This window comes from Streptomyces sp. NPDC056361 (assembly GCF_042262805.1).
Classification (GTDB): Bacteria; Actinomycetota; Actinomycetes; order Streptomycetales; family Streptomycetaceae; genus Streptomyces.
This window is the reverse complement of the sequence record NZ_JBHJQI010000007.1, coordinates 43,382-56,672: the sequence shown is the minus strand read 5'-3', so window position 1 is coordinate 56,672 and position 13,291 is coordinate 43,382. Positions and strand designations below refer to the sequence as shown.

Annotated in this window: 10 protein-coding genes and 4 pseudogenes; 8 read left to right on the top strand and 6 right to left on the bottom strand. The window is 68.0% G+C overall.

Annotation, left to right across the window (positions count from 1 at the left end; translation table 11 throughout):
• Window positions 1–327 precede the first annotated feature (327 nt).
• Window positions 328–702, bottom strand: a pseudogene (locus tag ACFCY7_RS03870) (DUF4291 family protein); the annotation flags it as partial.
• 8 nt (window positions 703–710) lie between these two features.
• On the opposite strand from ACFCY7_RS03870, the gene glsA reads away from it, so the two are divergent.
• The 5 genes and pseudogenes from glsA to ACFCY7_RS03845 form a co-directional block, all read left to right on the top strand.
• On the top strand, window positions 711–1,982 hold the full coding sequence (gene glsA / locus ACFCY7_RS03865; RefSeq protein ID WP_376481036.1) for a glutaminase A: 1,272 nt from the start codon (window positions 711–713) through the stop codon (window positions 1,980–1,982).
• Between the two features lie 488 nt (window positions 1,983–2,470).
• On the top strand, window positions 2,471–2,671 hold the full coding sequence (locus tag ACFCY7_RS03860) for a hypothetical protein (protein ID WP_376481034.1): 201 nt from the start codon (window positions 2,471–2,473) through the stop codon (window positions 2,669–2,671).
• A 122-nt stretch (window positions 2,672–2,793) separates the two neighbouring features.
• Entirely contained in the window at window positions 2,794–4,035 is a 1,242-nt protein-coding gene (locus tag ACFCY7_RS03855; RefSeq protein WP_376481032.1) for a hypothetical protein, read from the top strand.
• Window positions 4,036–4,511: 476 nt separating this feature from the next.
• Complete coding sequence (locus ACFCY7_RS03850) at window positions 4,512–5,378, top strand: GNAT family N-acetyltransferase (RefSeq protein ID WP_376481030.1); 867 nt, start codon at window positions 4,512–4,514, stop codon at window positions 5,376–5,378.
• A gap of 256 nt (window positions 5,379–5,634) precedes the next feature.
• Window positions 5,635–6,347, top strand: a pseudogene (locus ACFCY7_RS03845) (IS5 family transposase); the annotation flags it as partial.
• Between the two features lie 21 nt (window positions 6,348–6,368).
• On the opposite strand, the gene ACFCY7_RS03840 reads toward ACFCY7_RS03845, so the two are convergent.
• Window positions 6,369–6,902: a hypothetical protein gene (locus ACFCY7_RS03840; RefSeq protein ID WP_376481124.1), complete on the bottom strand. Its 534-nt coding sequence runs from the start codon at window positions 6,900–6,902 to the stop codon at window positions 6,369–6,371.
• Between ACFCY7_RS03840 and ACFCY7_RS03835 the strand changes: the two are divergent.
• Both ACFCY7_RS03835 and ACFCY7_RS03830 read left to right on the top strand, forming a co-directional pair.
• A pseudogene (locus ACFCY7_RS03835) lies at window positions 6,826–7,594 on the top strand (transposase). The gene ACFCY7_RS03840 and the pseudogene ACFCY7_RS03835 sit on opposite strands and share 77 nt — an antisense overlap.
• Before the next feature lie 56 nt (window positions 7,595–7,650).
• Window positions 7,651–7,876, top strand: a pseudogene (locus ACFCY7_RS03830) (IS5/IS1182 family transposase); the annotation flags it as partial.
• Window positions 7,877–7,891: 15 nt separating this feature from the next.
• On the opposite strand, the gene ACFCY7_RS03825 reads toward ACFCY7_RS03830, so the two are convergent.
• From ACFCY7_RS03825 to ACFCY7_RS03815, 3 genes are all read right to left on the bottom strand, one after another.
• Window positions 7,892–8,431 (bottom strand): hypothetical protein, encoded by a 540-nt coding sequence (locus ACFCY7_RS03825; RefSeq protein WP_376481029.1) that lies wholly within the window; start codon window positions 8,429–8,431, stop codon window positions 7,892–7,894.
• A 696-nt stretch (window positions 8,432–9,127) separates the two neighbouring features.
• Complete coding sequence (locus tag ACFCY7_RS03820; RefSeq protein WP_376481028.1) at window positions 9,128–9,604, bottom strand: hypothetical protein; 477 nt, start codon at window positions 9,602–9,604, stop codon at window positions 9,128–9,130.
• Window positions 9,605–9,709: 105 nt separating this feature from the next.
• On the bottom strand, window positions 9,710–10,390 hold the full coding sequence (locus tag ACFCY7_RS03815) for a hypothetical protein (RefSeq protein ID WP_376481027.1): 681 nt from the start codon (window positions 10,388–10,390) through the stop codon (window positions 9,710–9,712).
• A 258-nt stretch (window positions 10,391–10,648) separates the two neighbouring features.
• Between ACFCY7_RS03815 and ACFCY7_RS03810 the strand changes: the two genes are divergently transcribed.
• A complete protein-coding gene (locus ACFCY7_RS03810) occupies window positions 10,649–11,596 on the top strand; it encodes an ADP-ribosylglycohydrolase family protein (protein WP_376481026.1) in 948 nt (315 codons plus the stop codon).
• Between the two features lie 174 nt (window positions 11,597–11,770).
• Here ACFCY7_RS03810 and ACFCY7_RS03805 read toward each other — a convergent pair whose 3' ends face one another.
• Window positions 11,771–13,174 (bottom strand): alpha/beta fold hydrolase, encoded by a 1,404-nt coding sequence (locus ACFCY7_RS03805; protein WP_376481024.1) that lies wholly within the window; start codon window positions 13,172–13,174, stop codon window positions 11,771–11,773.
• Window positions 13,175–13,291 lie beyond the last annotated feature (117 nt).

The following is a 13,291-nucleotide window of genomic DNA, read 5'->3' as shown; positions in this document are numbered from 1 at the left end:
TCGCAAGGGTGGACCCGACGGAGTTGAGCTGGGTGTTCGTGTACCGGATCCAGTGGCCTTGGGTTGCAAGGCGGCGTGCGGGGCGACGCCATCGGTGGTCAACCGGCGGGCCGAACTCAAGGAGGGAACTGCGCCCGTAGCCCCACAACGCCCGTGCCACGCGCGTACGCAACCCCGCCAGCACGGACGGCCGCCCCCAGACCCCTCGCTCTGCGGATCGCTCCGGCATACCCGGCCCTGAAACACAGGGCTTGCAGCGGGGCTCGTTCCGTCACCCACCTGAGAAAGGCGGATCTCCCGTGCCCGAGGCAGCGGGTAGGCGCGCTCTGCGGGGAACAGTCGCTGGGATTTCGCGGCATGCCCGGACTGTGCCAGGGAGGCAGCACTGCGGACCTGCGGGGTCAGGTCGGTGAGACTCACCATCCAGTCGTTGGTGAACGCGCGAATCAAATGACGGCCTATGCCGACCTGAATGTTGTAGTGGTTAAGCGCCGCCTCGCGCGGCGAGCGCTGCGGGTCCCATTGGACAGAGACGGCCGCCCCGGCGACAGCCGCCGGGTGGGCCGTCGTGACCACGGCCCGGGAGAGAGCCTCCTCCCAGACCTCCCGCGTAATACGCACCGCGAGAAGCCCTACTGAACATTGACGGAGAGTGCAACGACGTGACGAACCCGCCGAACGATGCCGGAGGTACGGCGACATGGGATCCGGTGACAGGGGCCCTGAGCGACATCCACCGACGACTGGGGGCCCTCCGTGATGGTCAGGTCGCCGACTACATCCCCCAGCTGGCCCTGGCCGACCCGGACGATTTCGGCATCGCGCTGGTCAGCATGACCGGACACCTGTACCAGGCGGGGAAGACGGACGCCCCTTTCACCATCCAGTCGATGTCCAAGCCCTTCGTGTACGCCCTCGCGCTGAGTGATCTGGGTCCGCAGGAGCTGCTGCGCCGCGTCGGAGTCGAACCCAGCGGCGACCCGTTCAATGCCATCAGCCTGGAGCCCGGCACCGGGCGCCCCGCGAACCCGATGATCAACGCGGGGGCGATGGTCACCACCGCGGCGGTACGGGCCGACAGCCCCGCCGAACGCTTCGAGCGCGTCCTCGCCCTCCTGTCGGCATTCGCCGGCCGGCCCCTGGACGTCGACGAGGGCGTCTACGCCAGCGAGGTCGCCACCGGCGACCGCAATCGCGCTCTGGCCTACCTGATGCGCTCGGCCGGATCGCTGCGGGCCGACGCGGACGAGACGGCCGACACGTACTTCCGCCAGTGCTCGGTGCGCGTCACGGCCGCCGACTTGGCGGTGATGGCCGCAACCCTGGCCAACGGCGGCCTCAACCCGGTCACCGGCGTCCAGGTTGTCGCCGAGCCGATCACGGTCCGCACCCTGGCGGTCATGGCCACCTGCGGGATGTACGACGGCGCGGGGCAATGGCTGTCGGATGTCGGCCTGCCGGCCAAGAGCGGTGTCTCCGGCGGCCTGATCGCAGCCAGTCCGGCCCGCTTCGGCGTCGCCGTCTACAGCCCTCCGCTGAACCGGTCCGGCAACCCGGTCCGCGCCGTGGCCGCCCTCGGCGAGATGTCGGAACGCTTCGGGCTGCACCTCATGCACCGGGCGGGGCTGCGTGCGGCGACGGTGACCGGCACCGAACGCCTGGAACACGACGGCCGGAGCATCGGCCTCGTCAGCGCTCAGGGTGTCCTGGAGTTCACCGAGACCGAGGCGCTCGTCCGGGCGCTCCAGGAAGTCACACCACCCGCTCCAGGCTGGGTGCTCCTGGACCTGACCGCGGTGTCCGCCGTCCTCCCGGGACCGACAGCCGCCCTGGCCTCCGTCCTGACCGACCTCGGCGAACGCGGGTACCACGTCGCCGTCGTCGCGCAGAGGAGCTTCGTGGAGGCGGGCGAGGGACACTCCCGTACCTGGGAGGTGTTCAGCACCCTGGGCGACGCCCTGGCCTGGTGCCGGACGCGATAGCCCGTGGGGGCCACGACCGGCCGGGACACCCCCCTCCTTCCGGCCCGTCGACGTGCTGGTGGGCCCTGACGTTCCACGCCGTCCGCGGCAGAGCCAGACGGCATTCGTGCCGCGGCCGAAGTTCCGATGAGCCCGGCGCAGCAGGACCAGTGCCCCGTGCGCGGGGGCAGCGATGCTTGCCCTGCGAGGCAGTGGGTGCTGCCTGCATGTGTGCCCCGCGAGTCGCGTTGGACGTGGCGTAGGCCTGGAAGGTTCTGCGTCGTTGGTTGCTGATCCCGTGCGGGAGACGGGTGCGAGGTACCTGACCGCATTCTCGTGTCGCATCGACAAGAGGGCAGCGGTACTTGACGGTTTCCTTCCTCGCGCACAGCCCTCACACTCGCCCAGCCCGTGGCCTGTGACCCGACTGGGTCACCCGCGGTTTGGGCGGGCTCGCACGTCGTTCGACCGATGCACCCAGACCTCTTCCAACGAATAGGAGATCGCCCATGCTCAACGGTATGCCCGAGATCACGGCGAAGCGCGCCGCCGCCCTGCTCACACTCGGCGCCGGGCTGGCCGTGGCCACCGTCGTGGTCGCGAGTCCGGCCCCCGCAACGACGACGCAGGCGGGTTGCCGGCTCACTGCGGTTGCCCCGGCCGAGGCATCCGTGCACGCGGCCCTGTTCGTCACGCCCACCTGCCGCTGATCACCGGCGCCACCATGCGGTGACCGATAGACCGCCGGTGCAGCGCGCCGTGCGCTCCGCTGCGACGGGGAGCGCACGGCCCGCACCCGGTCACCCCATCCACTTCCCCAGGAGACGGTCCAGTGCAGCCCACCCTCACCGAGCAGCGCCTCATCGGCCTGGCCAGAACTCTGACCCGCGCCCGGGAGGGAAGCCCGTTCTACCGTGAGCTGATCCCGGCCGGGGAGATCCGGCCGGACAACGCCCCCGCCATCCTGCGCCGGCTGCCCCAGCTCGATCCTGACGGCTGGTCATCGGCCCGTGCGCAGCTTCGCTCCACCTCCACCGACAGCATCGTCACCGGGTTCACCAACGGCACCTCCGGCGTCCCGAAGGCCTTCTGCTCCACCGAGGCGGAGCGGACAGCCCTGAGGTCGAGCCGTCTGGACGACGGCCGCCGCCGCCTGCACCTGGCAGGCATAAGCCATGGAGCCGTTGTCGGACTCGACCTCGCCGAAGAGGGCGACTTCGTTCCGCTCCTTTCGATGCGCTACGCCGACATGGCAGCCGACCTCATTGCCAACGGCACCGCGGATGGCGCCCGCATCCGCGTCCTGGTGGGCACGACACGTCACATCAAGATCCTTACCCTGCACATGCTGCAACGCTTCGGCGACCTCTCCGCTTTCGGCATCGAGACGGTCGAGGTCGGGCGTGACTTCCTCTCCCCCACATGGGAGTCACGGCTGCGGACGTGGTGGGGAGCGGACATCGAGTGCGTCTACGGCTTCTCGGAACTGCGCATGTGCAACGCGCGCAAGTGCCGCACCTGTGCCCACCACCACTTCCCTCCCTCGTGTGTCGCCGAGGTCGTCGATCCTGCCGACCCTGACCGGTACGTCCCGCTCGGCGGGCGCGGCAGCCTGCTCGTGACGGCCCTTTACCCATACGTGGAATTCGAACCCCGGATCCGCTACCGGCCTGGGGACATGGTCGAAATCGCCCCGCACCCCTGCCCGGAGTGGGGCGAGCCGGGATTCCTCCCCTTGGGACGGGAAGCGCACTGCGTGACGACCGGCCGGAGCGGCGAGTACCTCACTCCCAGCGACTACGTGTCCGTCCTGGCCGACCTGCCACAGGTCGCAGTCGCCTTCGACCACCTGTACCCCGACACCGACCAGCGGCACTACGAGGCGGGGAACCCTCGCTTCAAGCTCGTCGACAACGGCGCAGGGCCCGAGGTGCACGTGGAACTCCGATTCGACCCGCTGGTCTGGCCGCGTCAGGCCGAGGAGGTCGCCGCCGCGGTGCGCGCCGCCGTCCCAACCGATGTCCGGGTGCTCCTGTACGGCCCGGACCGACTGCACAAGCCCATTCTCGTGTGACACCCACTCGCAAATGCGCGCTGGGATGCCGGTGGTGTCCCGGAGGACACCGACAGAGCCCGTTCACCCGTACGTGGCTGAGCACATTCACGGGTACGCCGACACGGGGCAGCACGAGGCGACTGCATCGGCATCGGCATCGGCAGTGAAGTTGTGGATCGTATCTCGGACCCGGTCGGGGCTGGTGAACGTCACCGCCTCCCGCAAGAACCGCGCCTACCTGCGCCGAAGCGGGATCCGCTGCACCATCCCGGACGAGGCCGACCAAGCACGCAACCGCCAGACTCGGCTCCCGCGGCGGTCGGACACCGCGCTTCGACCCAGCCGACTACCGCGAGCGCCATGCCGTCGAGTGCGGGACCAACCGCCTCAAGAGACACCACACCGTAGAAGCTCTTGGTCAGGCCGCTGCGCGGGCAGCGGCCGACCCGGTTAATCGGTTGCGGGCCTTCGGGATGGAGTGTCTGATCCCGGCTATGACGATTGTCCTGGGTACACCGACTGTCGACGGGGTGCGCGAGGCCATGGCCGCGCTGCGGGAGTGGCAGTACGACGAAGCGCCGATGCAGTTGCATTCCGGGGACATCGGCTGGAACTACCGGTTCGGGACGGCCGAGACGGCCGCGGTGGTCCGGACCTGGAGTCGGGACGGGCGGATTCTCGCGGTCGGGATGCTCGACTCGCCGACGCTGGTGCGGATGACGGTCGCTCCGGACGCTTTCCAGGATGAGGACTTGGCGTGGCGGCTCGTCGAAGACTTCTCGCTGCCTGAGCGCGGCGTGCTCCCGGAAGGAGCGGTGTCCATCGAGGCGCCGCTGGGCCTCCTGCTCCACGACCTGCTGAGCAAGGAGGGCTGGGGCGTCGACGAGCCGTGGACGCCGCTCTTCCGCGACCTCACGGAGCCGGTGGAGGACACCGGCGCGCGGATCAAGCCGATCGGCCCGAAGCAGGCGCAGGACTTCGCCGACGTCCTGCGGTCGGCGTTCAACACCTCGAGGCCTACGCACGAGTACTGGCACGCGATGTCGGCGGGACCGTTCTACGCCGACGCCCGCTGCCTGGGCGCCTATGACGACCGGGGCAGCGTGGCAGCGGTGGTGACGGTGTGGTCGGCCGGCCTGGGGAAGCCGGGGCTGGTCGAGCCGATGGGCGTCCACGAGGACCACCGTGGTCGCGGCTACGGCCGGGCGATCACCGTGGCCGGGGCGGCCGCACTGCGGGAGATGGGCTCCTCGAGCGTACGTGTGTGCACGCCGAGTTCCAACGTCGGCGGCGTCGCCACGTACAAGGCGGCGGGGTTCGAGGTGCGGCCGGAGGTGCGGGACCGGATCCGGACGGCCTGACGCCGGGGCTGCTCGGTAAGGCGGCAGCACGGGGCACAGATCGTCTGGCAGGTGCGGGTTTCCGGTTCCTCATCCGCCGTCTCGGGTTGCGCTCGTACGCTCCGACGCATGATGGACCCCAAGGTGCATGAGCGGGTCACCGCGCGCCGCGCGGAACCGGATGAACTCGAAGAGCAGTTGGGCAAGCCGTTGTCCGAGGTGCGGGCCGAGCGGGACTAGGCCGTGTCTCTTTGCATGGCTGGTCAGTTGATCGGATATATCCGTCCGGTTAGTGATCACTGATGCGATGTGGGACCGGATCGAGCTGCTGATGCCGGCCGATCCGGTCCTCGGTCGGCGGTGGGCGGTCGGCGGTCGGCGGTCGGCCGATCACCGCCGAACCCTGGAGACCATCGCGCGGAAGTACCGCACCTGCTCGCCCTGGCGGGACTTGCCCGACGAGCTCGGCTCGTTCTCGTTCCAGACCGCCCACAAACGGCTGATCGGGTGGGCCGTGGACGGGCACCTGGGAACGCATCCTCGCCGCGGTCCTGGCAGCGGCAGAGGGCGCTGACGACATCGGCTGGACCGTGTCGGTGGACTCCACCGTCGGCCGGACCCACCAGCACGCCGCCGGAGCCAGGAAAAAGGGGCTTCAGGCCGGGCCGAACCTGACGACCGTGCCCTCGGACGTTCCCGAGGCGGCCTGAGTACGAAGGTCCACCTCGCCAGCAACGGACATGCACGGCCGTTGGCCTTGCATGTCACCGCCGGTCAGGCAGGGGCAGGCGACGCCCCGGTCTTCGAGACCGTCATGGCCGCATCCGTGTCCCGCGAGGCGGACCCGGAAGACCGCGGACCCGGCCCGATGCCATCCTGGCGGACCGCGCGTACTCATCCCGCGCGATCCGGAGTCACCTCCGCCGACGCGCCATCCGCGCTGTCATCTCCAAGGGCTGTCCCGTAACTGCGACGGGGGTGAGGTATCGGCTGCCTGGACACTCCTCAAGTTCAGAGGAAGACGAGGTTGACGCTCTCGTCTACGCAGAAACGCAGGACAACCGTCAGTTGTTGAGCGTCCTGGATGTGCTGCTGGAGGAGTGGTTCGTCGGGCGCCTCCTGCCATTCGCCGATGATCGCTTGGAGGCGAGGCAGCATCGCAGCGCAGTCGGCAGTAGAGAGATCGTCACCACCGACATCCGGGTGATCGAGGAGCGGCTCCAGGGTGGTGGAGATGTCACTCCACGGCCGGTCGCCGCCAAAGCCCCACATCTCCGGGAGGCTGAACCCCTCGGCCTGTGCGAGCCGTTCCCGGAAAGCGTTGAAGCGGATGCAGGACCACGAGACGTCCGGGCTGCTGATGTCTCCGTCTCCTGGGAACAGGGTCAAGCCCATGTGATCCTCCTCGCTTGCGAAGTGGACAGGATCGGCCAGAACGAGCGTCATCGGCAACTGAAATGATCGCCGCATGGCTGGTGTGATCACGGCGTCGGAGCCGTCCTGGATAGCCCCGTTCTCCGGGCTGAGCCCTCGCACCTTCGCCAAGCTGGTGACGATTCCGTGGCGCCAGGGTGTGGACGCGGTCCGCAAGGGCCGGCCGTGGGGCCTTCCGCTGGAGGACCGGCCACTGCTGGTCGCGGCATACTGGCGCACGAACCTGACCATGCGCCAGCTCGCCCCGTTGTTCGGGTGTCCAAGTCGGCGGCGGACCGGATCATCGACCACCTCGGGCCGCTGCTCGCCCTCCAGCCCCCAAGCGGTTCGCCAAGGACACCGGGCTAATCGTCGACGGCGCTCTGATCCCCACCTGGGACCACACCATCGCCGAGCGGTCGAGGAACTACCGGTACTCCACCAACCACCAGGTCGTCATCGACGCCGACACCCGCCTGGTCGTCGTGCTCGGCCGACCGCTCGCCGGCAACCGCAACGACTGCAAGGCATGGGAGGAATCCGGCGCCAAGCCCGCCGTCGGCAAGACCCTCACGATCGCCGACGGCGGCTACCCGGGCACCGGACTCGTCATCCCGCACCGCCGCAAGCGCGGCCAGACCGAACTCCCGGACTGGAAAGAGGAACACAACAAGTCCTACAAGCAGGTCCGGGCCCGCGTCGAGCACGTCTTCGCCCGCATGAAGACTTGGAAGATCCTCTGCGACTGCCGCCTCAAAGGCGACGGCGTCCACCACGCCATGCTCGGCATTGCCCGGATGCACGACCTCGCACTCGCCGGATAGACGAGCGGCGCACGACGGCCGAGCATGCCCCACTCGAAGATCATTTACGGGACAAGCCCCAGCCGTCCGACCAGGTCGGCCACCGTTTGCGGCGAGGTCGCACCGGAGGCCGACCGCCCGTCTTCGATTCCGAGGCGCACAAGCAGCGCAACGCGGTCGAACGCTGCATCAACCGGCTCAGGCAGTGGCGCGGCCTGCCTGGCCATGCGAACGGACAAGCTCGCCATCGCCTACCAGGCTGCACTCCACCTCGCCGCCATCCTCATCTGGGCCCGCAGATGACCCACCTGAGAAGCTCTAGGACTGATCGCCGATGCCGAGGGTGTGTTCTTTGAGGAATGCGCCCGCGTGGGCCGCTGCTTCCTCTGCGGTCGCGTACGGCGCCCCATCGGCGGCCGTGCCGGATGCTCCATCAGCGCCTCGACCAGTCCAGCCCCAACCACCGGAAGGCGACTGCACCAGCTCAGCAGTCCCTCCGAACAGCGCAAGCGTGCTTTTGCCCCCTGTCGCGGGTGCTGGGCGACTGACGGCATCGGGCCATTTCTTACGGGCGCCCTGCCGGGTGATGCCCCAGACAGCTCCCAGCTGCTCATAACTCGCACCGTAGGAGCCGGCGGTCACTGCCGCCCGCTCCGTGAGCCGCTTGACCTCGCCATCCATCACCTTCCACGCGGCCAGGACGGACAGCGCCACTTCAACGGGACTCGCGTCCCACATACGGTCGGCGGACAACCCGGTCTCCCGGGAGCGGATGGCCGAGGCCAGGGGGTTCAAGGCGTCGTACAGGGCCTTGTCGAGCTCTGCCTGCTGTTCTTGGGTGATCTCAGAGACCGTCATGCGACAACCATAGTTTACTAAATCGCCTACGTAAACCAAAGTTTACGGACTGTATGGGTTGTCGCCGCATCAGAGAGACAGGCCCTAGCTGGCCGTGGCGGTGCGGGTGTGGCAGCGGATAGGCGAGCAGCTCGCTGACGAGCGGGCATCGGCCGGGTCGCCGGTGGTGCAGGTGCCGGGTCGGGCGGTGCAGCTGGTCCCGGACCGGGCTTCAGGGGTGGCCGCGTCCGCGCTGCCGACGGAATACCAGCGCATCCTGGCCGCCGTGCGGCAGACCGGCGGGCCGGCGGGCCAGTCGCCGCCCGGGCCGTCGGTGAGGCGCCAGGTCTAGGTGCCGGGGTGCGGGGCAAGTTGGAGCCGCTGCGCGGGAAGTTGACCAAGCTGGCCGATCGCGGCTGGCTGCACAAGCGGGGCGACGGGCAGTTCACCGTGCGCTCGTAGTCGCCGCACTCGAAGAGCGGGTGGGCGTAACCCGTGGGCCCCCGGCAGCAGTTGAGTAGGGCCGGTCGTCCATCACGATCGTCAAGGCGCCGGGGACGTCGATGCGGTCGGCCAGCACGATCGGCGCGGCGGTCGGGTTCAGCGCGATAGGCCAGCCGGAGCGAGGAGGAGCAGTGCGAGAGGGGCCGGCCGATGAAGTTGACCTACGACTACCCGCTCGTCGCCGCCATCGCCACGGTCCGATCCATCACAGGGCTACGGATCCAATCCGTACTCGACACTACTTGTCACGCCCCTACTGAGCCGGTAGGGCTCAATACTCTGCACGTCGCTGGCACCTTTTCCGACACTGAATCCTTTCGGAAAGAACTTCACTTCCTGCAGAGGCACCGGAACACTCCCCCCGTTAGGGTGGCGAAATTTCACACGGGCTACCGGTCGATCACCGAGCAGGTCACGAATGAAACTCTCGGAAGGCAGCCTGACTTCAAGACATACATCAGGTTCCTCGAAATCACCCCTCTCGCACCCGGTGAAGCCTTCCAAGGAGTTCGCACCGTGCATAATTAGATAAAGGAAGACTGTTAGCCTCACCTTATCCTGCGATTCATTCTTGGCGTCGAATACGAACGACGCCTCGTTCTTCTGCCCCGGTGTCAGATGTCCACCATGGCGGATTAGGCGGCCGACCTTGAGCAGCCCCCTATATCCTTCGTTTTCCCTCCATGCCACGCGCGCCTTATCTCCCAGGGCTGCACTTACGTCATCTTGGCTTAGGTGGTGAGCCGCCGGAACGTCATATCCCGTGACCGTATACGTGGCACCGATGACATCCAGTTACCCAGCCCCTACATTCTCCAAGATCACGGTTCCACGCATACGGGTGATGCCACCATGGCTCCCTATCTCATCGAGTTTTGCTACCACGTTCACGCGCGGGCCCTCGTGCGCCGGCCTGTAGAACGTTGCGTACCAGAATTGAATCAGCCCAATCAAGGGAAGTACCGCCACGACCAGCCCCCAGGTCGCATTCAAGGCATGCACCTCTCCGGCAACGGAAACCACAGCGAGCACAGCAAGCATGATCAGCAGTAACGCTCCACTGAACACAATGATGTCGATGATGTCGTGGAGACCACTGCCAAGCTCGATCCAAATCGGGAACAACAGGATCGGGATTGCCGAGGCCTGACCGGCGATGACGCTAGGGAATTCCCAGACTTTATAACCTGCGGTCGTGACGCCAGCGCTTCTCAAACGCCCAAGCTTTTTCCGGATCTGCATGAAGGCCATGGCGTTCACGAATGCGGAAGCGAGTCGCAGGAGGCATGTGATTACTTGTGGAGTTCCTGCGAGTCCGAGATCGATGAGTCCGGTGACTGCAAACAAAATACAGTCGAACAATAGGATCCATTGAAACCTTCGCACGTCAAGGACCCAGTGCGCTCCGTCCCATGCCGGGCGAAACACACTCCGGACAAGAAGACTCCAGGCCGAACGAAGAGAGATGAGTGCCATGCGGGAAGGATAGGAAATCGCCGAGCTTGAAACCTAAGTAAGGCCTGGAATTCGGCATGGATCCCTCTTATGGGCCTGAGGCATGTCTTTTTCGGCGATGGCGACCGGCCGGGGGCAGGGCAGGTCCTCTGATCGGGCGGCCCGACTCGTCACCGCGAACCCCCTGCAGGACGGGGCGCGGTCGCCGCTTGTGGTTCGGGGAGTCGTACAAGGGAAAGGGCCGCGCGGCCGTCGGCGCGGCGCAGCTAACCTGCGCGGATGGAGCGCATTCAGCGGGTCACTGGCGCGGTTGTCGGCTCAGCGGTGGGTGACGCCTTGGGTGGCCCCTTCGAGTTCGGCCCCCAGGGGGCGTTCTCCGCGCGGTTTCCGACGCCTGGTGCTGGTGCTGGTGCTGGTGCTGGTGGCGAGATGAGCGGAGGCGGCGGCTGGGACCCGGGCGAGGCCACTGACGACACGCAGATGGCAGTCTTGGTCGGGGAGTCCCTGCTGGAGCGGGGAGGGCTGGATCTGCCGGACATCTTCGCCCGCTTCCAGCGGTGGGCGGCAGCAGAGCCGAAGGACATCGGCTTGCAGACCGAAGACGTCCTGACCAACGGCATGCCCTGGGACCTCGCCGCCGCGATCCATTTTCAGGTCAACCAGCGAGCAGCGGGAAACGGATCCTTGATGCGGGCATCGACCTCCGCGGTCCACTTCGCGCGCGCCGGCCAAGAAGCCACCATGGACGCGGCTCGCCGTATCGCTGCCCTGACCCACGGGGACCGAGCGGCCTGGGAAGGCACCGCGATCTTCCACGAGCTCATCCGTGTCACGTTCGAGGACACCGACCCCGTCGGTGCGCTCCCGGACATCCTGCCTCTTGTCCACCCCGACCATCGCGACCGCTACGCCACCGTCCTCGCACCCGGCTGGCACCCCGACCAGGCGACCGAGTTCAACGGTGCCGTCTGGCCCTGTCTGGGCTCCGCCGTCTGGTCCCTGCGCACCACCACAAGCTTCGAAGACGCGATACGCGCGGCGATCGACCTCGGCGGCGACACGGACACCGTCGCCGCAGTGACCGGAGGCCTCGCGGGGGCGTACTACGGACTGGATGCGATCCCCGCCCACTGGACCCAGCCACTCCATGTTCCCCTCCCAGGATTCGGCGGACGGGTGCTGCACCTGGCAGATCTGCTCCACCTTGCACACCGCCTCGGAGGCTGAACCGGGTCCGGTGAGGCTTCTCCTTTTCTGTCCTCATTCTCGAATCAGCTAGACCCTCGCCAGCGCTTCACAGCTCCGCCTCGGCGACCATGAACAGGCCGAGAAGCAGAGGTGTCGGCCGTGGTGCAGCGCGCGGCGCACGGGGGTGTCGCCGAGCTGACGGGGACGGAGACCTTAGCGCAGCAGGTACTCCTGCGCGGCCCGGGACCCGCCGTCGCTGCGGCTCTGGGTGGAGTGGCCGGCGCCCGGGAGAACGACGAGTTCGGCCCGTGGGGTGACGGCCGCCAGGTCGCGGGCCCACTGCAGCGGCGTCGACAGGTCCCGGTCGCCGGCAAGGATCAGCACCGGCATCGTCAGGGTGCGGCGGGGTGCTGGTTGGTTGGGGCGCGAGGTGGGCCAGGGTAGGCAGGTCTGCGCGATGCCCTGGGCGCCTGCGGTCTCCCGTTCGAAGGGCCAGGCTGTTGCCGGATTGATCTGTCGGACGGCCCGTTTCAGTGCTCGGTCACGTCCCTCGGTGGGTGCGGAGGCATCGCCCCATGGCCATCGGGAGTCGGCGCAGAGCGTTGCGGCGTGCAGTCCGGAGCTGAATTCCGAAGGTGGCTCGTCGGATGGCGCGGAGAAGCCGGCGACAAGGCCGTCGAGGCGGGATCGGTCGCCTGAGGCGGAGGCGTGGATGGCTTCGAGGATGCGGAAGTGGGGGTTGTCGAGCTTCGGGTCGATGATGCTGGCGATGACGAGCAGGTTGAACACGCCGACTCCGTTGCCGTCGCGCCGGACGACCGTCGCAAGGTCCCGGGCCGGGTCAAAGCCGCACGTCTGCTCGCGGCAGGCGGTGCGGAGAACCTGCGCGGAGTGGCCGAGGGAGTCCTCGTACAGCACGCCGGCACCGTCGAGCGGTACGACGGAGTCGAGGACGAGTTTGCGGACCCGATGCGGGTGGGTCAGGGCGTACTGGCCGGCGGTGAACGTGCCGTACGACACTCCGTCGAGTGTCCAGGACGCCACGCCGAGGGCGCGTCGCAGGTCTTCCAGGTCGGCCACCGTGTCGGCGGTGGTGTAGAGGTTCCGCTTCACGCCGAGGGTTGCGGCGCAGGCTGTGACGGCGCCGGGAGTGGGGGCGACGGTGTCGCTGCTGCCCACCTCCCTCTGGAGGTCCGGGCAGTCGATGGCCGCGTCGCCGGTGCCGCGCTGGTCGATCATCACCAGCCGGTACTGGGCCAGGACTTCGGGGAGCCGTTCGCGGATCCGTCGGACGAAGGGGACGCCCGGCTGGCCGGGGCCGCCCGTGAGGAAGAGCAGCGTCCCCTTGGGTGCGTCTGCGGCGCCGAAGACCGCGGTCCGCAGCTGCACAGTGCCCGGCACGGCCCCTGCGCGGTCGAGGGGCACGGTGAGATCGGCGCAGGTCACGTCGGTCTGCCCGGGGCAGGGCCGTGGATCGGTGAGCCGGGGTGCCGCGGCGGAGGCGGTGGAGGGGACTGAGGGGTACGGGGTCGAGGCGGCGCCGGGTGCGGAGCCCGCGCACGCGACGGCCGTCAGGGCGGCCGCCATCGTCGTACCGGCTCTGGTCAGGAAGGTCATCGTCACGTTCTCCCACGAGGAAGACGGGGCACCGTGCGGCACCCTCGGGGAGCACGGCGCAGGCCGGGTCTCCGGCCGCCGCCAGTCTGCGCCGCGCCCGTGGCCAGAACGTTGGAC

Excerpts from the sequence above, each read along its gene's own strand:
- ACFCY7_RS03850 (WP_376481030.1), top strand. The coding sequence starts at position 4,512 with ATGACGATTGTCCTGGGTACACCGACTGTCGACGGGGTGCGCGAGGCC.
- ACFCY7_RS03825 (WP_376481029.1), bottom strand. The coding sequence starts at position 8,431 with ATGACGGTCTCTGAGATCACCCAAGAACAGCAGGCAGAGCTCGACAAG.
- ACFCY7_RS03805 (WP_376481024.1), bottom strand. The coding sequence starts at position 13,174 with ATGACCTTCCTGACCAGAGCCGGTACGACGATGGCGGCCGCCCTGACG.
- ACFCY7_RS03810 (WP_376481026.1), top strand. The coding sequence starts at position 10,649 with ATGGAGCGCATTCAGCGGGTCACTGGCGCGGTTGTCGGCTCAGCGGTG.
- ACFCY7_RS03860 (WP_376481034.1), top strand. The coding sequence starts at position 2,471 with ATGCTCAACGGTATGCCCGAGATCACGGCGAAGCGCGCCGCCGCCCTG.
- ACFCY7_RS03815 (WP_376481027.1), bottom strand. The coding sequence starts at position 10,390 with ATGGCACTCATCTCTCTTCGTTCGGCCTGGAGTCTTCTTGTCCGGAGT.